Annotated in this window: 16 protein-coding genes, 1 tRNA gene and 1 other RNA gene; 4 read left to right on the top strand and 14 right to left on the bottom strand. The window is 46.3% G+C overall.

The annotated features are described in order from the left end of the window. Window positions 1–157 precede the first annotated feature (157 nt). The 4 genes from Q7P67_RS11835 to Q7P67_RS11820 all read right to left on the bottom strand — a co-directional run bounded on the left by Q7P67_RS11835 (window position 158) and on the right by Q7P67_RS11820 (window position 2,843). Window positions 158–2,062, bottom strand: a complete 1,905-nt coding sequence (locus tag Q7P67_RS11835; protein WP_303852381.1) for a SurA N-terminal domain-containing protein — start codon at window positions 2,060–2,062, stop codon at window positions 158–160. Between the two features lie 49 nt (window positions 2,063–2,111). Continuing rightward, an RNA gene (ffs, locus tag Q7P67_RS11830) (signal recognition particle sRNA small type) lies at window positions 2,112–2,210 on the bottom strand. 35 nt (window positions 2,211–2,245) lie between these two features. Beyond that, window positions 2,246–2,334, bottom strand: a tRNA-Ser gene (locus Q7P67_RS11825). Window positions 2,335–2,429: 95 nt separating this feature from the next. Next, window positions 2,430–2,843: a hypothetical protein gene (locus tag Q7P67_RS11820; protein ID WP_303852379.1), complete on the bottom strand. Its 414-nt coding sequence runs from the start codon at window positions 2,841–2,843 to the stop codon at window positions 2,430–2,432. A gap of 82 nt (window positions 2,844–2,925) precedes the next feature. Between Q7P67_RS11820 and Q7P67_RS11815 the strand changes: the two genes are divergently transcribed. Further along, window positions 2,926–3,924: a serine protease gene (locus Q7P67_RS11815; protein WP_303852377.1), complete on the top strand. Its 999-nt coding sequence runs from the start codon at window positions 2,926–2,928 to the stop codon at window positions 3,922–3,924. Between the two features lie 62 nt (window positions 3,925–3,986). Here the strand turns inward: Q7P67_RS11815 and Q7P67_RS11810 are convergent, their stop codons facing one another. The 10 genes from Q7P67_RS11810 to pdxA all read right to left on the bottom strand — a co-directional run bounded on the left by Q7P67_RS11810 (window position 3,987) and on the right by pdxA (window position 14,115). After that, window positions 3,987–5,198: an FprA family A-type flavoprotein gene (locus Q7P67_RS11810; RefSeq protein WP_303852376.1), complete on the bottom strand. Its 1,212-nt coding sequence runs from the start codon at window positions 5,196–5,198 to the stop codon at window positions 3,987–3,989. A gap of 63 nt (window positions 5,199–5,261) precedes the next feature. Beyond that, entirely contained in the window at window positions 5,262–5,423 is a 162-nt protein-coding gene (rd, locus tag Q7P67_RS11805) for a rubredoxin (RefSeq protein ID WP_303852375.1), read from the bottom strand. Between the two features lie 44 nt (window positions 5,424–5,467). Then, window positions 5,468–6,457, bottom strand: coding sequence for a bifunctional oligoribonuclease/PAP phosphatase NrnA (locus Q7P67_RS11800; protein ID WP_303852373.1), 990 nt, complete (start codon window positions 6,455–6,457; stop codon window positions 5,468–5,470). Between the two features lie 11 nt (window positions 6,458–6,468). Continuing rightward, entirely contained in the window at window positions 6,469–7,500 is a 1,032-nt protein-coding gene (locus tag Q7P67_RS11795; protein WP_303852371.1) for a hypothetical protein, read from the bottom strand. Further along, window positions 7,490–9,631: an LPS-assembly protein LptD gene (locus Q7P67_RS11790; protein WP_303852369.1), complete on the bottom strand. Its 2,142-nt coding sequence runs from the start codon at window positions 9,629–9,631 to the stop codon at window positions 7,490–7,492. Before Q7P67_RS11790 ends, Q7P67_RS11795 begins: the two co-directional genes overlap by 11 nt. A gap of 35 nt (window positions 9,632–9,666) precedes the next feature. Continuing rightward, window positions 9,667–10,803: a folylpolyglutamate synthase/dihydrofolate synthase family protein gene (locus Q7P67_RS11785; protein WP_303852368.1), complete on the bottom strand. Its 1,137-nt coding sequence runs from the start codon at window positions 10,801–10,803 to the stop codon at window positions 9,667–9,669. Continuing rightward, window positions 10,803–11,654, bottom strand: a complete 852-nt coding sequence (accD, locus tag Q7P67_RS11780) for an acetyl-CoA carboxylase, carboxyltransferase subunit beta (RefSeq protein WP_303852366.1) — start codon at window positions 11,652–11,654, stop codon at window positions 10,803–10,805. Before accD ends, Q7P67_RS11785 begins: the two co-directional genes overlap by 1 nt. Before the next feature lie 98 nt (window positions 11,655–11,752). After that, the gene (locus Q7P67_RS11775; protein ID WP_303852364.1) at window positions 11,753–12,370 is read right to left on the bottom strand and encodes a PolC-type DNA polymerase III; all 618 of its coding nucleotides are present in this window, start codon (window positions 12,368–12,370) and stop codon (window positions 11,753–11,755) included. Continuing rightward, window positions 12,357–13,169: a 16S rRNA (adenine(1518)-N(6)/adenine(1519)-N(6))-dimethyltransferase RsmA gene (rsmA, locus tag Q7P67_RS11770; protein WP_303852362.1), complete on the bottom strand. Its 813-nt coding sequence runs from the start codon at window positions 13,167–13,169 to the stop codon at window positions 12,357–12,359. Before rsmA ends, Q7P67_RS11775 begins: the two co-directional genes overlap by 14 nt. After that, window positions 13,153–14,115 (bottom strand): 4-hydroxythreonine-4-phosphate dehydrogenase PdxA, encoded by a 963-nt coding sequence (gene pdxA / locus Q7P67_RS11765; protein WP_303852360.1) that lies wholly within the window; start codon window positions 14,113–14,115, stop codon window positions 13,153–13,155. Before pdxA ends, rsmA begins: the two co-directional genes overlap by 17 nt. A 155-nt stretch (window positions 14,116–14,270) precedes the next feature. Between pdxA and Q7P67_RS11760 the strand changes: the two genes are divergently transcribed. From Q7P67_RS11760 to Q7P67_RS11750, 3 genes are read left to right on the top strand one after another with little or no spacing between them, the layout of a single operon-like run. Next, window positions 14,271–17,099, top strand: a complete 2,829-nt coding sequence (locus tag Q7P67_RS11760) for an anaerobic glycerol-3-phosphate dehydrogenase subunit C (RefSeq protein WP_303852358.1) — start codon at window positions 14,271–14,273, stop codon at window positions 17,097–17,099. After that, window positions 17,087–18,298 carry a hypothetical protein gene (locus tag Q7P67_RS11755; RefSeq protein ID WP_303852356.1) on the top strand — a complete coding sequence of 404 codons (1,212 nt, stop codon included), beginning with the start codon at window positions 17,087–17,089 and terminating at the stop codon, window positions 18,296–18,298. The genes Q7P67_RS11760 and Q7P67_RS11755 overlap by 13 nt, the downstream gene beginning before the upstream one ends. Continuing rightward, window positions 18,298–19,011: a hypothetical protein gene (locus Q7P67_RS11750; RefSeq protein WP_303852354.1), complete on the top strand. Its 714-nt coding sequence runs from the start codon at window positions 18,298–18,300 to the stop codon at window positions 19,009–19,011. Before Q7P67_RS11755 ends, Q7P67_RS11750 begins: the two co-directional genes overlap by 1 nt. Window positions 19,012–19,015 lie beyond the last annotated feature (4 nt).

Genomic DNA, 19,015 nt, shown 5'->3' with positions numbered 1-19,015 from the left:
TCAAGCGATTGACGTTCTTCGGGGGTAAACTCACGTTCGCGCATGAACTCTCTCCTTTAAATTTAGTGTATACGAAAAAAAGCCCTTTAGCTATTCGCTAAGGGGCTTTTTATTAGTGTCCAAATTTAAGGATACAGTTCATCACGCGGGCTTTTTGTTACTTAACGTAGAATTGTTTGTATTGAGGACTGACCTCAATTTTCGCTGTCTTTTTAAGTGATTCAACATAGTCTTTAACAGCTTCGTTCTGTTTGACGCCCAGCAGCGCTGAAACCAACTGGTCCTTCATTTCAGGAGTTACAGTGGTTGCGGGAGGTGTAAGGCTTACAACCTGAACAAGGAAAACCTTGCCGCTCACCGTATATGGCTTTTGAAGGAATGAACCAGGTTTGGCTTTGAATATGCTGTCCATAAGATCGTTATTCATTCCCAGATTCTCAATAGGTTCGTTTCTGTTAAACGCTTTGGGTGTTACAAACGTCTTACCCGTTTTTGCAGCCGCGTCCTGAATGGAGGCAAGTTTTGAAGCCTCAGCGGCAGCTTTTTCAGCAGCCTTGATATTTGCCTGTCCTTTATATTCGCCCTCAACCAGTCCTTTGATTTTATCAAAAGGCGGGATGAACGAGGGAAATTTGTCTGTCATTTCGAAGATTACTTTTTTATCATCGAAATCCATTATCTGGCTGACTTCGGTTTTGGACATGCTCATGAGTTTTTTCACCATATCAGGCTTACCTTCAAGAGGGGTTCCAACGCCTGTTTCGGTGATGCCGTTAAGAGTTACAACGGGGAGTTTATTACCGTTTTTCTTGTTGTATGCAGTAATGTTTGATTCAGCAACAATCTCTTTATATTTGTCGAAAACGAAACTTTTGAAAGCCGCCTGACCTTTTTCTTTTTTAATAAGGTCGGCTATCTGAGGTTTTGCCTGCTCAAGAGTGGGGCTGGTTTCGATTTTGTGGTCAACAGTTTTGATGATGTGGAAACCGAACTGGGTTTTCACGATATCTGAGATTTCGCCGTTTTTAAGTTTGAAAGCGGCAGCTTCGAACTGGGGAACCATCTGACCTTTTTTGAAATAGCCGAGGTCGCCGCCGTTCTGTCCGCTGGAATCTGCTGAGTATTTTTTTGCAAGCTCTGCGAAGTCTGCACCGGATTTAGCCATGCCGAGCACTTCTTTGGCAAGTTTTTCTTTTGCGTCAACATCCTGTTTGTTGTTCCAGTCGTCAACCTTGAAAAGGATGTGTGATGCTTTAACACTTTCTGGCTGTATCAGAGACGCTTTGTTTCTGATGAAATAGTCTTCAATTTCTTTATCGCTCACAGGTATGTCGATGTTTTTCATAAGAGACGGGTCGAACACAAGAGCTATGAAATTTGCTTTTTCTGGGACTCTGTATGCTTCTTTGTTTTCATCATAGAATTTTTTGACAGCGGCTTCATCCACTTTAACAGTTCCGGCGAAGTCGTCAGCGTTAAACTCAATATAGTTGATAACAGCATTAGTGTTGCGGAACTTGTATTCCATCTCAATTTCTTTGTCTGTTACGGACACACTGTTTTTAATCATTTCAGTCATTTTCTGTGCAGTGATGTCCTCTTTAACCTTCTGTTCGAAGATTGCCGGAGTCATTCTGTTTCTTGCAAGAATGTTAGTGTATTGTTCGATGTTGAACTGGCCGTCAACCTGAAATGACTGCATGTTCTGGATGTACATCTGTACTTCCGCGTCGGAAACGGGGATGTTCAGTCTTTTTGCCTCTTCAATGAGGAGCGCCTGACCGATGAGATCGTTCATAACAGTCTTTTCCAACAGGTTGTCCTTCATAATCTGGTCAACCTGATTTCCGAAGAGACTGCGGAAATTTTCTCTTGTTGCGTCTAGTTTCTGGCTGAAATCAGCGTCAGAAATGACAGTCTCGTTAACCTTTATTGCATAGTGGCTCTGGGCAACCTTGTCACCTATACCCCATGCGAAGAAAATGGTTGCAACAAACGCCGCAATCACAAACCAAAGGGCAAAAACTGTCATCTTTTTCTGTTGTCTGAACTTGGAGATCATATTGAAGTACCTCGTGAGGCAATATTTGACCGAAAAATTAAAATTTAAGACCCGACAGGGTTACTCCGGCACACAAATTAACCCGCTACCGTTGCTTTCTTCCGAACCTGGCGGGGTTCGCGGGAAATTCATTGCAGAGACCCCATCGGGCCAGCCTGATATTTATTTTTAAAGCATCAAAAACGGAGAGGGAGGGATTCGAACCCTCGGTACGTGTTAGCGTACACACACTTTCCAGGCGTGCTCCTTCAGCCTGACTCGGACACCTCTCCATATTCGTGATTCCGAAAAGGAATCAAATGTATATCAGGCTTTCACTTTAATGTCAATAGTATGGTTTCATCCGTGCTATATTTTTTGCACACCATTATTTAACTATGATTTTTGCGGGTTTAACGGTTTTTTTAATCTTATAGTACACATATGGCGCATACCACTCTTTTGAGCATTTTACAGGCTCCGCATAGACCACTATGGATTTTTCAGTTTCGTCAATGCGGTATACCTCTATGCACGAACCGCCCGCTTCTTTTCCGAAATAAGCAACAAGAAGAGAGAAATTTGCGTAGTCGAAAGGCTGCGTATTTTTATTCATAACGGCTCTTGCTCTGTGAAACGCGCTGTATTCATCTTCAGAGTTGAATATCCTTACTCCGTATGCGGGTTTACTCACAGGAGCGAACCCGTTCACTTTTTCAAAAGATGAGAGGGTGCTCCTGTCGCCCATTGCAAAAGCAAAAGAGGCGCAAGAAATTAAAATTGTGAAAATTATGGTTTTCATGTCACACCGTTGAGGTATTAATTACTTTGTAGTAGCATATTAATATGATAATATCACGACAAAACAGTTCACGAGGTCGGTTATGATTACCAGATTAAAAATTTTGATAATTGCAGGATTTGTGTTCATTTCTTTTCTTCCTGCTTCCGCCACAGATGTTTCCGGAAAGATTATAGGCGGAACAGAGGCGACTGACGGCGAATATCCTTTCGTTGTTGCGATTCTGGATACGACAAATGGCGCCACAGAGCTTAATCAGCAGTTTTGCGGGGGAACGCTCATTGCCGCCGACTGGGTTCTGACCGCGGCGCATTGCATGGAGGATTACACCACTGCCACTGCCATCAGCAACCTGCGGGTGCTGGCGGGAACGAACGTTCTCTCCACAACGGCATCAACCAGCGGCACAAAGGTCAGGGTGTCGGCTGTATACGTCCATGAAAGCTATAACAGCGTGACTTTCAACAACGACATTGCTCTTTTAAAACTGAGCACGTCTCTTTCTGAGGATACTATAGACGGTCTCTCCTCAACAACCTATCCCGCTTTCTCGGTGGGCACACTGGCAACAGTTGCCGGCTGGGGTACAACAGCTTATCCTGACACCGTGCATACCTATCCCACAGACCTTATGGAGGTGGATTTGCCTGTTGTTTCCAATACAACGTGCAGTGAGGTTTCCGGATACAGTATGACCGATAACATGCTCTGTGCGGGCTATGCCGAAGGCGGAAAGGACTCCTGTTCCGGAGACAGCGGCGGTCCTCTGTTCGTTCAGGACGGATCAAACTATATTGTAATCGGTATAGTCAGTAACGGATATCAGTGTGCACAGCCCAATTATTACGGAATATATACCAGAGTTTCCCAGTATACGTCATGGATAGACGGAAAGATGAACGGTACTACTGATGACGGCGGAAGCACTGATAGCGGTGATACCGACACAGACGTAGATACAGTGGATTCAGGCGGCGGTGGAGGAGGCGGATGTTCCGCATCCAAAGACGGTTCGCCAATTGCTCTGATACTCATGTTCACCGCTGGCGGAATATACCTGATACGCAGAAGAAGAGCATAACTCTTTCGGATATAAAAAGAGGCAGCCTCATGGCTGCCTCTTTAATTTTGTGATTGAATATTTTACTGAGCTTCCAGAACCTGCATACCGAAATCCCTGCCCCACTGATAAGCATCTCTCAATTCATGTTCGGATGGTGTCATCTTAACTTTGAACGAGGGCAGAGGTGTTTTCATCCGCATGGTCTTCATTATATCTTCTGAAACCTTGACCCCTTCGCCGCTCCAGCCATATGAACCGAAACAGCCGCCAAGCCTGTTCACAACGTTGAGAACAACGAAATATGAGAACAGCTCAAGTACCGGATGTGGTGCTTTTGCATTAAGGGTAGGGGTGCCGATGAGCACGCCGTGGGATATCTCTATAGAGTCGATGAGGGTCATTATATCCGTTGTGGCGGAATCATACATGTCCACACGGACGCCAACCTCTTCGATTCCGGCTCGTATCTGGTCAGCCAGCTTTTTCGTGTTGCCGTAGGCAGTTGCGTATACAAGAGTAACCTGACGGGTCGTCATGTTTTTATAATAGCGGGCTGCCGACTTTTCATAGAAATCCATGTAAAAGTCGATGTCTTCAACGAGTATGGGACCATGTGAAGGGCAGACCATGTCTATTTTTAACCCATTAATCTTTTGCAGAGCTTTGGTTATATGCTCCTTATAGGGGCGCATTATCATGGAATAATAGAAGCGGAACGCCTCTTTCGCCACTTCCTTTTCCTCAATGTCTCTGTTCAGGAGTATGTCTTCCTTGGGGCAGTAGTGCGCGCCGAGAAAGTCACAGGGGAAGAGCATTTCGTCCTCAACCAGATAGGTGAACATGGTGTCGGGCCAGTGCAGAAAAGGCGTATGGAAGAACCGGAGCGTTTTCCCGCCGAGATCTATAACATCCTCATCACCGACGGCTCTTCCTTTGAAGTCACGGTTGACAATATTTTCAACGAAGGTCTTCGCTGTTTTGGAGTAGATAACCTCCATATCGGGGTTGAGATCAAGCAGCGTCGGCAGAGCGCCGGAGTGGTCCGGTTCGTTATGGTTCAGAATGACGTAATCAATCCTGCTGATTGGCATGATCTCTTCTATACGGGCGATATATTCCTTCTGAAAATTAAGTTTGCAGGCTTCTATGAGAGCTGTTTTCTCTTTGCCCACAACAAGGTAGCTGTTGTATGTCGTTCCGTGTTCCGTGGGGATAACTATGTCGAAAATCTCAAGCTCAGGGTCTTTTACACCGACCCAGTAAACGTCTTTTTTAAGCAAAGTAGCATGCATATTTCCTCCAAGAAAAATAACTGAAAAAAAGCCGCCGTTTTTGCTTTGCGGCGGCTTTGTTCCTTAGTCCTGATAAGCCTCAAAGCTGTCTTTGCCTACGCCGCATTCGGGGCAGACCCAGTCTTCGGGGATATCTTCGAAAGCTGTACCGGGGTCGATACCTCCGTCAGGGTCACCCACTGCAGGGTCATAAATCCAGCCGCAGATTGTGCAGATATACTTCATGGTTGCCTCCTTATAATAAGAGTATACTTGTCTTTTTATGCAAGTCAAATCTTTTTGATTTCAGTGTTTTTGATACCAATCTTTTTGAGCAGCCGTTCTTTTATGGTGCTTATTACTGCTGCGTATTCTTTGTCAGTAAGGTTAAGCTGCCCGCCGGCTGATTTCATATGTCCGCCGCCTGTGCCAAGCCCTTTAACAAGGCTTATGGCCATTCTGCCGACTGCTGTTCTGGTGGATTTTGACCGCAGCGAGAAGAAACCGTTATTGTCTATTCTTCCGACGACAAAAGTCCACTTTATATCCCGCATCCTCAGCAGAAAATCGCTTGTTTCCGCTATCAGATCGGCATTGCGCACCTCGCCCAGATCGCAGAAGATGAGATTATCAATGATCTCTGAACATTCTACAGCTTTTTTCAGGTTTTTGAAATAGTATCTGGGAACTTCGGGGTTTTCAATTTTTGTGAGCTTCTTGTGTGAAATATAGGGAAATATATATGACATCATGGCTTTGTCTATGCAGGTGTTCGTGCGCCCGGACCCCACCGTATCGGTCTTTATTCCGTAATAAAGCGCTGTTGCAGTATCTGTGTCGGGAATGATGTTCAGATGCTTCATATATTCTGTGATAATTGTGCTGGTGCTGCCGGCTTCCTGCCTGACATCGTGCAGGCGTACTTCGGATGTTGAATGGCGGTAGTTGTGATGATCAATTACAACGTCGGCATTAAACCCGTCTGGTATAAAGACATTTCCGGCTTTGGGCTGTGTGTCCACAACTATGAGATAGTCGTAGCGGGCAAAATTCAGCTTTACTGAGCTATGCATCTGGATTTTGCAGAGACGAAGAAGTTCACGGTTCTCTGCTCTGCCGACAATGCCGTAAAATCCTATTGTACATCGCTTTTTCAGTTTGGCGGATAGAATGTACCTTAGACCGGTCGCCGCGGCTATGGTGTCAGGATCAGGGTTGTTGTGAGTAAGTATCAGAACCTTTCTTTTAGGTTTGATATCTTCTAGTATCCTGTCTATCATGATAAAGATTATTACTCCTGCGACGTAAAATCAAGGAGAATGTTCCCGCCTTCCAGTTTCGATGCCGTAAAACCGTACTGCTTCTGTATCCCCTGCAGCTTTTTAAGGAGCATATCAGGCGACACATAAATTTCGGCTTCGATGTCAAGTGATTTTTCGGCAAAACCTTTTATACTGTAGTTGGTTATGAATGTTTTTCTTTTCAGCGTTTCCATAAGATTTTTGGGTGTTGCAAAATTGGCGTAGTTCGCAGCCGTAAGGGTTATTTTGGTCAGTTCCCTATCAAGCGACGGTGCCGGAATCGCTCCCTCGCGAACGGAATAGAGCGCAAGATCCATTGCGTTGTAAAGTGCCGATGCAACACATGATGTTTCGGACTGTCCTGAGCCTTCCCCTGAAGTTTTCACAGGGCTGAATTCTTTTGCTTTTCCTGCCACGCGGATGCTGACAGTTGCCGTGCATTTTCCACCGTTTGCTGCGGTCTCAGCTTTTATATCGAAAAGATATTGTGCTTTGGAATTCTGGAACGCTTCGTAAACAAGGTCGGGCAGGGCGCTGTCCGCCACTGTGGAGAGGAAGTCCATCTGATATTTTGTACTGAAAGCGTTATTTTTCAGAGCGTTGGTTATTGCCGCGTTATTTTCATAGTTGTCATGTGATTCGTCAATTACATATACTGCGTTGTCGGTTCTGGATTTTATCATATACGCAACGTCGGCAAGGCTTAGTTTGTCCACGTCTGCTATGACCGAATAGGTTATTGTGCCGTGGCTGTATCTTCTGTCAACTATCTTGTAGCTTCTTATAAATTTAAGGTATTCAGACGTTATTTCGGGCATCTCCGAACCGGGTTGATCATCCTGCTGTCTGGAGAAATAGTTGTAAAGCGCATTCAGAAGCGCACCGGTTTTTGCGGAGGAGTCCGCCTGTTTTATGTTGTCACCATGAACGGTAACTGTGGATGAACCATTAACCACCATAGCGTATGCGTTTATACTGAAAAGCAGAACGGCTGCCGCCGTCATAAGAAACTTATTCATCATTGTCTCCGTTCTCCGTTGTGGTCGCTGTGTATACGGATGAAGTATATTTGCCCAGTCCTCTGAGTCCGAGAGTGAGCATTACTATGTGTTCGACATCGCTTTCGTTGCTGACTGAAACGTCTTTTATCTCTGTCTTTCTTTTGTATGAAATGCCTGCTTCCCAGCATTCACTCTTATAAAGCAGGTTAACGGAATCATCCACTGACGATTCCGCCTTCCAAGACAGCTTATTGTTCCAGCCGGAGCTGGTTCTGCTGTATGAAAGGTCATATTTAGGTGTAGTATAGGTTATCGTTCCCTGAATGGTAGTGTTTTTGTCGTCGCTGGTCTCTTTGTCATAGGCAAATTTGCCGGAAACTATGAATTTCCCGGCGGATAAGCTCAGACGGGTGAGAAGGAAGTCGGCGTCTTTTTCATAATAGTTGTATTCATGCTCAAAATAGCTGTAAAAACCTTTGGTCGTATAGAGTTCAATTTTTGTTACAAGCGGCTCATAGCGGTGATCCTGACGGGTCATCTCATAACCCTGAACGTTTTCCAGTTTCAGCATCCAGTCGGGAGCTTTAAAGTAGTTTTTAAGTGAATACGAGTAGTTTCTGGTTTCCTCAATTATATCCTGATCAATGTAGTCGAACAAATTGGTCTGGTCAACGTCAGGTGTCTGGACGTATCTCAGGGTGTTGTATATGGAGTGGCGGAAACCGCCGTAATTTTTAAAAATTTCTGCAAATGCGAAGGAGTAGTCGATGGTGTACATTTGTCTTGTGATGGAGTCGTTGTCAACATCCAGATATGCCATGCCGGAATGTTTGTCGGTCTCAGGCATTTCCAGCTCATAGTTGCTGTCGAAATCGTACCATCTTGTGTAGTAACCTTTGACAGAGGGAGTGAACGTACCTATGTAAACCGGAATAGGTTTATAGAACATCAGTGTGGCATGGTCTCTCGTATAATCCAGTTTTTTGTGTTCATTTGTATCCGTTGAGTAGTTGTATATGAACTTGGTGTTGCGTACCTCATCGTGGGCGGCATAGTATCTGACATTGACCGGAGCGAAGGATATATCTTTTTCAGCGGAGAGCGACGGACGCAGATATGTATGCTCTTTCAGATAGGTGCTTGTAATGGTGTAAGACATTATATCGTTGTATTTCAGCGTAAGGTCGCTGTACTTTGTGTCGTAAAGAAGCTGTACGCTGTTGTAGTAGGTTTCATCCTCGTTGTCGTAGTTCTGGGCGATGGAGTAGTCTTCGTAGTCGTCCTGATAGCTGTAATCAGAAACCGCTTCCAGATCAATTTTCAGCCTGAGACTGTCTGTTATGGCTATGTTCGACTTATTATATATAAAGAAACGCCCCGATTCTCTGTCCGGACCTGAAACCTGTGTTTCTTCCGATGGAGATTTTCTGTCTTTCGCGACATATTCGAAATAGTTATATATTGTGCTGTCTGTACTGGGTTTCATACGAAACTCATTGGCATACAGGGTGTTTTCATTCTGAGAGAAGGTTGCGGCAACAGTAGTGTCTTTGTCCACGTCTATGTTATAGAAGAATTTCGGCTGGATAAAAGCGCCCATAGTGGAGCTGTAGCCCAGCTTTGGGACGAGAAAGCCCGTCTCTCTTTCGCTTTTTATTGGATATATAATATAAGGAGAATAGAAAACAGGAACGCTCTTTGCCCATCCGGCAACGTTGAAAGCGGAGAAATACCCGCCCACGTCTATCTTTGCAGACGATGCTGATAGTGACCATGCCGGATCGTCGCCGGAACAGGTTGTAAATGTTGTGTCGAATAATTTATAGGAGTTTTTGCCTGTTTTGTGAACTTCGTCGGCGGTGAACCAGTTATAAGGCTGAACAAACGCGTCCGCCTGATAAAACTTCCCTGTCTCGGTCTGGGTGTCATATTCCATACGCTGACAGTCAACCGTTTCGTCGGCTTCCGTCATACGCACGTTGCCTGTCGCCTCCATATATCCTTTGTCCTTATAGTATAGGAGATCGTCGGCTGTAAGAGTGCGTTCGCCTTGAAAAACTTTAACGTTGCCTGTGGCATGATAAAAGTTCTGATCGGACGAATCGACGTTGTCAGCTTCAATGGTAACATTTTCTGCAGCGTATGACGCCATGCAGAGGCAAACAATCATAATGGAGAGAATAACTTTCACTTGCTGTCCTTGACCAGTATTTCCCTTACCGCTGCACAAAGATACAGGGAACCGCATACGAGTATATCAGTATTTCGGTTAAGTTCAACGGCTAATTTGACAGCTTCGCTCACATTTGCACGCTTTAGTATATCCATATTTAAGTCATTGACATCAATGCTTCTTTCGTTATCAGGGATCTCAGTTGCGATGATATCCGCCGCAACAGCCTGCATAATATTAATATGCTTCTGTGCGTCCCTGTCCCTTGTGCATGAAAAGATGAGCACAGGATCTTTACCGCGGTAAGAATGCGCAAGTTTTTTCAGTCCGTCTTCGTTATGGGCACCGTCCAGAACGAACCTGCCGAACCTTTCCATGCGGCACATGGGCAGTTTCAGGTTTTCAGGCACTTCACCTTTGCAGATAAGGTCACAGACAGATTCAGCAAGCCGCAGATTGTCTGCGTAAGGTTCTTCAAATCCTCTGAACAGAGTGTCAGGGTAGTCTGGCTCCACAATGGTTTTGTCCGGAAACTGTGCATGAACGTGTTTACGCACCTCTTCAGTGTTCCTGCCGAGAAAAAACAGGGGATTATCCTTTATTATTGCCAGCTTTTCGTTAGCTATGGTTATGATATCGTTTCCGAGATACTCTGTGTGGTCCATAGATATACTTGTTATAACAGGTATTTTTGTGTTGATTATATTTGTCGAATCAAAACGTCCGCCAAGTCCCGTTTCCATGATCGCGGTGTCTATCCCTTTCTCCTTATAATAATATAACGCTATGAGTGTAAGTGTTTCAAAGTAGGAGAGAGAGAAGGATATTACGACCGGCTCGACAATTGAAAAAACACGGTTGAAATCATCAGGGGAGATGTCTTCGCCGTTCAGTTTAATGCGCTCGCGTACATTTAATATATGAGGTGATGTGAACAAGCCTGTGGAGTGACCTCTGAAACGCAGTATCTGGTCTATGAAATAAGACGTGCTGCCCTTACCGTTGGTGCCTGCTATATGTATGATGTTTTTAGCAATATTGTCTGATATGCCGAAATACTGTGCGGCGTTTCGGATACGGTTAAGGGTGAGCTCAAGATTTTTGAACTCACCCCTTTGTTTAAAGAATATTTCGAATAGCGTGTGCGGCATCAGCCGAAGAATTCCAGAACCTTGGAAATACCTGATTTCCAGTCCTGTCTGTGGAGAACCATGTCCACCATCCCGTGTTCAAGAAGGAACTCGGAGCGCTGGAAGCCTTCGGGAAGGGTCTGGCGGATTGTCTGTTCGATAACTCTGGGACCTGCGAAACAGATAAGTGCGCCCGGTTCGGCAATGTTTATGTCGCCGAGCATCGCATAGCTCGCAGTTACACCGCCTGTTGTGGGGTCAGTGAGCAGTGAGATGTGCCCAAGCCCTTTCTGGCGCAGTTTTACCAGTGCGGCAGAGGTTTTAGCCATCTGCATAAGCGACAGTATGCTCTCCTGCATCCTTGCGCCGCCGGAGCAGCTTATAGTAATGACGTGGGTGTTTTTTTCAATGGCACTCTCGACGAGCCTGACTATCTTTTCGCCGACAACGCTGCCCATACTTCCGCCGAGGAAGCCGAATTCTATGCCTCCGATGTGCACTGGTCTGTCGTTTATACGGGCTATGCCTGAAACGAATGCGTCGTTCATGCCCGTTTTTTTGACAGCAGCTTTAACTCTGTCCGGGTATTTCTTTGAATCTTTGAATTTGAGCGGATCAAGTGATTTCAGGTTTTCGTCGATCTCCTGAAACGTGCCTGGGTCTATTATGATGTCGATTTTTTCCCTGACGGTGATAGGAAAGTGCTTTCCGCACTTGGGGCAAGTCTGGAGAGCTTTGGTTACCTCTTTGTGGTAATTTATCTCCCCGCATCCGCTGCATTTCAGCCAGAGTTTTTCGTCAATCTCCTTGCGCTGTTGGTCGGGAGTATTAACTTTCTGGACTTTATCGCGTAAAAAATCTCTGATGCCCATATTTTCTCCGTGTTTGTGTGTCAATTAAGCATAATGAATACGGTATCTGAAAGTTGAATAATAAAACTGTTCCTTTTTTTTTGCAAATGTTTTCTTTTTTACCTGAAAATATGGAATGTCTGTCGATGTCGCATGAATAGCTGCGCAGGTGTGCATATGTTTTCGTTGGCTAATTTCTTCAAGCAGATACAGAGGAGCAGTGCCGTATGAGCAGCATCAAACAGAGCGCGGTGACGGTAGGTATCGGGAAGTGGAATTTTCATGTCGAAATGATGTATAAGATTGTCGAGAGAATAGCTCTTTAAGCCTTTTTCAGCAGCCCTTGATAATTTTACAGTATCTATTACACAATTGAGTCCGAAGGGAATCCCTTTCTCCTCAAGGTGGTGAGCAACGAAGGCGCAGTCAAAGCCTGCATTGTGGGCTGCGGCAATGCTGTCTCCAGTGAACTCAAGAAACTGTGGAAGCACCTGATACGCTTCAGGTTTATCAGCTACCATGCGTGTATTGATCCCATGTATGGCATATGCCTGATACGGGATATCGGTTTTTGGATTTATGAGGGAACTGAATGTGTCCTGAAGGTCAACTGTCAGTCCGGGTTTAACCTTTACAGCGGCGATTTCCACCAGTCTTGCACCCTTGACAGGGGACATTCCGGTTGTTTCTGTGTCAAAAACCGTAAAGGTCATATCTGAAAAGTTAGTGTTGTGCATCGTATGTCTCAAACAGGCGGATGAAATCTGCAAGGGTCATCTGCTCTCCGCGGATGTTCTGTGCCAGTCCGGCTTTTTCCAGAACTTCTTCAATATTTTCTATATGCTTCATAAGGTTATTTTTGAGTGTTTTGCGTTTCAGTACAAATGAATTACGCACCATATCCAGAAAACGTTTTTCCCGATCGATATCAAAATGCCTCTCTCTGGGGTAGAACTCAAGAACTGTTGAGCGCACTTTAGTGTTTGGCCAGAACTGACCTCCTGATATCTCTTTCAGCTTTTTCATGGTGAAGAAATATGAGGATATTACGGACAGGGAGGAGTATTCCTTGCAGTTAGGCTTTGCGTTGATTCTGTCCGCAACCTCCTTCTGAAACATAAAGGTCATTTTCTCTATGCGGTGGAAGAACTTTACGCAGTGCATCAGTATTTCCACCGAAACATTATAAGGCAGGTTGCCTGCGAAGGCTATTTTGCCTTCCGGAAGCTGCGATTCTTCTATCAGCATGAAATCCGAGTGTATCAGCCTGAATTTGGGGTAGATGAACAGGTACCTGGGAAGGAATTTTGCAAGGTCTTCGTCAATTTCCACAGATGTCACCCGCACGCCCTTTTCAAGCATTGCGATGGTGAGCACTCCGCATCCGGGACCTATTTCCACCACGTTTTTGCACTCTGCATCCGCAAGTGATTGCGCTATGTCGTCGATGGTATGTCTGCTGGTCAGAAAGTGCTGACCGAACTTCTTTTTTGTATATCCGTATTCGTTCTTGTAAATATCAAGCAAGTCGAGCATTTTTCACCATTTCCGCAGCCACTTCTGAGGCTCTTTTTATGCTTGTGCAGGAGGCTATGCCCTTACCCGCTATGTCAAAAGCTGTTCCGTGGTCAACGGAGGTTCTGATTATGGGCAGGTTCAGGGTGACGTTTACAGCGTTGCCGAATGATTCCATCTTGACCGGGATAAGCCCCTGATCGTGGTACATTACAACCACGAAATCGTATTCGCCTTTCGCCGCCTTAACGAACAGGGAATCGGCCGGGAAAGGACCTTCAACGTCTATTCCCTCCGCCTGTGCAATTTCAACGACAGGGGAAATAAGTGTTATCTCCTCGTCGCCAAGTGCACCGTTGTCTCCTGCATGGGGGTTGAGTCCGCATACGGCGATTCTGGGCTGCCGTTTCCCGCAGAAGAACTGTCCGGCGGCATTGGCGTTAAGTATTGCATTCATAATGGCTTTTTCGTCAAGTTTATCAACAAGCTGCTCCATGGGAACGTGTGTTGTCGCCAGAACGCAGCGCACCTTGTCGCCCACCATAAGCATTGAGAAGTGTCTGGATTTCGTCAGAAATCCGAGAAATTCCGTGTGTCCGGGGAAGTTATAGCCGCCCTCTTTAATGGAGGCTTTATTAATTGGGCAGGTGACAACTGCGTCCGCCTCACCGCTTTGCACCATACGCACGGCTTTTTCAACGAAAAGCATGGAAGCCTTTCCGTATTCAGGCTTTATCACGCCGTATTCTATGTCAAACGTCAGCTTTTCATCCGGTTCAACAATAGTTAGCGGCGGCATGGGCTTATTCAGCAGTGTTTCAAAAGTATGTCTTATAATATATTCGTAAGACACAAGAATAACTTCGTATTCATCGTTCTGTGCTATGCTTTCAGCAAATTTACAGGCTATTTCCGCGCCTATTCCGGACGGGTCGCCCGTTGTAATGGCTAATTTTATCTTTTTCATAAGCGGAAGGATATAGCATACGCCCTCCGGTTTCAAGAGTTAAAAACTTGCGTAAAAATATCCTCTAAATATTATATGTAGTATTTGAAATGAAAGATAAAAGTCTGTAAGATAGTACGCCCGATGCCATAACAGGCGGCAGGGAAGGAGATAAAATGCCCCAGCTTACAAAGAACATATTCGACGAGCTTACGGAAAATATCCGTGGCGAAGTATATACAGACGCTGTGCGGAGATATCTGCACTCCACCGACGGCTCCATCTTCCGTGTGGAACCAGCCTGCATAGTCTATCCTAAAGACACTTCGGACGTTGTTGAGGCTGTAAAATTCGCCAATAAATACGGGCTGTCCGTCCATTCAAGGGGTGCGGGTTCGGGGCTATGCGGTTCTGCAATCGGTCGCGGCATAATCCTTGATTTCGCAAAGTTCATGAATACTCTCATAGATATAGACGAAGAGACCAAAACTTTCGTCTGCGAACCCGGATACAGATTCGGCGAGCTTGAGGTTGCGCTCAAGGGCAAAGGACTCTTTTTTCCGCCGGACCCTTCAAGCGGTGAATACGCCACATTCGGCGGCATGTTGGGAACTAACGCCAGCGGTGCGCACTCCGTTAAATACGGCAACGTCTCCGACTACATTGAGGATGCGGAGTTTGTCACCACAGAAGGAAAGGTCTATACTCTCAGTCAGATAGCCGGAACTGACTACGACAGCCTCGACGAGCCGTTCAGAAAACTATTCGACCTTTATGAAGGCAATCAGGAGAAAATCGAGAGCGGATACCCTGCAATTCGCTTCAATGTTGCCGGATATAACCTTAAAAAACTTGTGGACAGCGGCAGACTGAGCCTCGGCAAGCTCATCGGCGGTTCTGAGGGTACCCTTGTAATCACCACCCGTCTGAAATTCAGACTGCTGAAAAAACCTACCCACGACAGCCTTGTGGTGGCTTATTTTGACAACATAATCAATTCCGCGAAGGCAACGCAGGCTATTTTGCCACTTAACCCGGCGGGGATTGAGATAATGGATAAATCACTCCTTAAATTCGCAAAGGAGTTTGATGAAAAGCTCAACGAAGCGATACCCGACGGTTACGATAACGTGTGTATGTTCGAGTTCGACGGCTTCTCCGAAGAGGAAACCACTGAGCTTGCGGAGCGCGCCAAAGTGATTCTGGAAGAGCAGAACCTTTCACCTCTGATGCACACAGCTGCTACGACCGAAGAGAAGGAAAAATTCTGGGCGGTGCGCAAGGCGGCGGTTCCGATTCTCTATAAGATAAAGGGTGAACGTAAAATACTTGCGCTTATTGAAGACGCGGCTGTGCCCACCGACAGGCTCGTGGAATATTTCGAGGGGCTGTACGGTATCCTTGAGAGCCACGAGGCGAAATTCGTTATATACGGACACATCGCAAAGGGGCTTCTGCACACCAGACCCCTGCTGAACCTGAAAGACCCCCACGACATAGAACTTCTGCGAGTGCTGGACGACGAAGTCTTCGCGCTGGTGAACCGTCTTGGAGGAGCCATCAGCGGCGAACACGGCGACGGCAGGCTGCGCAGCAAATACATTAAAAAGCAGTACGGTGCGCTTTACGATGTGTTCATGGAGACAAAGAACATCTTCGACAGCGGGCATATGCTGAACCCTGAGATAAAGACCCATCACGATGAAAACCAGATGATGAAATTCCTGCGCTACGGCAAAGACTACCGGAGCGAGGACATTCCGCGCAAGAACCTTACATGGGCGGACGGATTTGTTGAAGAGGCTGAAAAGTGCCACGGCTGTTCAAAATGTACGACTGTAACATCTGCAACGAGGATGTGCCCCGTCTATAAAATAACACGCGACGAATATTCAGCACCGAAAGCAAAGGCAAACATCCTGCGGGCACTCATCAGCGGCGCTGTGGACGACAGGGCGCTTTACGAAGAGGCGCTTCAGGAGGTTATAAACCACTGTGTAAACTGCGGAAGCTGCCACATCGAATGTCCTTCGGCTGTGAACATCCCGAAATTGAGCATAGAGGCTAAATCCCAGTATGCTGAGCGTTTCGGCGTTTCCCTAACCGACAGAATCCCCACAAAGCTGGAAGATATGGGACGTGGTCTGCGCAAGGTAACATGGATGCTGGAACCCGTGATGAAGCATAAGATAGCCAGAAACATCATGGAGATAGTTTCAGGTATATCTGCCGAGAGGGAGTTTATGCCGCTGGCAAAAAACTCTCTGCACGACAGACTGAAAGACCGCTCGAAACTCAAAAGTGAACATAAGGTTCTATATTTCGCAGGCTGCTACGCAAGCTACGTCCGCCCGCAGATTGGCGAGGCGATGATAAAGGTGCTTGAGGCGGCGGGGATAGAGGTTATCGTGCCGGAACAGCACTGCTGCGGTATCCCGCACCTTTCCAAAGGACTGGTTGACGGCGCTAAGGATAAGGTTGAGCAGAACCGCAAAAGCTGGGGAAAGCTGCTGGACGAGGTTGATTACGTGGTCACAACCTGTACGTCCTGCGGGCTTTCGCTCTATAAAGAATGGGGGTTCCTGCGCGATGACGAATTTACGAAAAAAGTCAAAAGCAAGCTGATACATATCAGCACGCTTGTTAATATGAATATGGATAAGCTGGAGTTCAGCGAATCGAAACTGCACATGGCATACCACAAATCCTGCCATATGCGCGCGCTGCCGGATAACGGAAGCTCAGTTAAGATGCTTTCCTGCCTGAAAGGTGCTGTTGTTGAAGACCTCGCCAGCAACTGCTGCGGAATGGCGGGAAGCTGGGGTATGAAGGCGGATAACTACGACCTCAGTACGAAGATAGGCACGCCCATGACAGATAAGCTGAAAGCCAGTAAGGCCGAAATAGGCGTGACAGACTGTCCCACCTGCACAATGCAGATGGAGCATATGAGCATGAAAGAGGTAAAACATCCCATAGAGGTGATGGCTGAATGTCTCAAATAAGCAGGTTTACGGCGTTTCTGCTGATTTTTTGCGCTTTTTCCGTATATGCAGGGGACGACGATTACATTCTCGGCCTGAACGCGTTCGGCGACGGGTTGTATTCCGTCTCCGCACCCGCTCTGGAAGCCTATTTGAAGGACGGAACGGATGCGTCGAAACGCAATTATTCAAAATATCTGCTTTATAAAACATATATGAAACAGGGAAAAGCCGCCGATGCGCAGAAGTACCTGAAAGATATCATCAACGCGGACGATGCTCGTTTTGACAAAGAACAGATGTCCGCCGACAATATGACCCTGCTGACAGCTACAGACTGCGGGAAAGCGTCCGTTTTCGCCGTCGCAAACCCGGACGATAAAATTCTGGAAGCATATCTGGATTCAAAATGTCCGGTCAGCGAGAGTCTGCTTAAAACTACTCTTGATAAATCGACAAGCGAGTCAGTAAGGATGAAACTGACGGCAAAATATGCCGATAAGCCGGAAACAGTGGCAAAAATATTCGATTCCACGAAACTTTCCACACTCTCTTCGTCATCAAAGCGATATTTTGGTGTATATTTCTATAAACAGAAGGATTATGTCCGTTTTGACAGGGTTAAGACCGAATATATGGACGGCGACCTTGCTGGGCTTGAGCTGGACAGATACTGGGTCAACGGCGACAAGCAGGGATATATGGACAGATTCGCCGCTTTTAACGGGAAATATGATATGACGGGCGCACCCGTCTGCCGTGCTATAGATCTTTACAACGAAGCGGGCAGAGAGTTCGACTGCAACCTTGTTAATAAGTGCATAACTGAATATACCGTTGAGTTTGTTAAGGTCAAAGGCGCGTGCATAGCTGGTAAAAAGGACTCTAAAGCTATGACGTCTTTTGCGGATTCACTGGGGACCAAGATATTTCCGGGACTTTGCGGCTACGGTGAATACATATTTGCAAATTCGCTCTATATCGGTGAGAAGGAATCTAAATTCGCAACATGCGAGAATAAATTCCACATCGCTGACATAATGGTGCAGAAACGCAACTATAAAGGGCTTCTGAACATGTTCAGAGGCGGCACGGACGATATGTACAGGTATTACACCGCCATAGGCTATGCCGGACTTGGCAGACAGAAGGAAGCCGCGGACACAGCGGCGAAGATTAAGGATGTATATCTGAAAACAAAGCTGTCGGGAGCTAAATAATGAAAAGGTTTCTGATTCTGCTTGCCGTTCTTGCCGTTGCGGGATACGGAGCTTACTACACCTTTACGTCAAAAAGTTACGAGCTCTCCCGTGAGGCAGAGCAACTGTATAACGAAGGGCGGTATCAGGAGGCATACGACCTTGTGGTTGCGGCTATGAACCTTAACAGGCTGAACAGGCAGGCGATAGCCCTTCGCCCTAAGCTGCGGCGCATAGTTGAGGGTGAGGATATGCTTGAAAAGGCTAAAACCCTTTACGAAGAGGGGGTCAACCTTGGGCTTGAGGGCAAGACAGACGATGCGAAACTGAAAATGTCACAGGCTTATAAAATAGCTACCGATATTCCGGGGCTTTCGCCTTCAAAACCGGAGGCGAAAGAGCTTATAAAGAAGATAAACCGTGACACTGAGCTTATCCTTGAACGTGCACCGGAGGTGCAGTACCGCGAGGCGATGAAATACGTCGGTTCGGGAGACATTGCGCGTGCATATGAAGCGCTCGGAAATATCGACCCGCAGACGGAAAAAGTTCAGCGAAAAAGAAGTGAACTTGCTTATCAGCTCGGAATGCAGAGATACGAATCCGCTTTGAACGGCGCTGGCGGCAAGGGTTTTGCAGAGGACGGAATTTATTGGTTTTCGGCGGTTCAGAAATTTGACGGAAATTACGCCGACGCACAACATAAAATAGCAGAGCTTAAAAAGCTGAAATAGGTGA

The organism is Seleniivibrio woodruffii (assembly GCF_029267515.1).
Classification (GTDB): domain Bacteria; phylum Chrysiogenota; class Deferribacteres; order Deferribacterales; family Geovibrionaceae; genus Seleniivibrio; species Seleniivibrio woodruffii_A.
The sequence above is the reverse complement of the archived record's forward strand: the minus strand, read 5'-3'. Positions and strand labels throughout refer to the sequence as shown.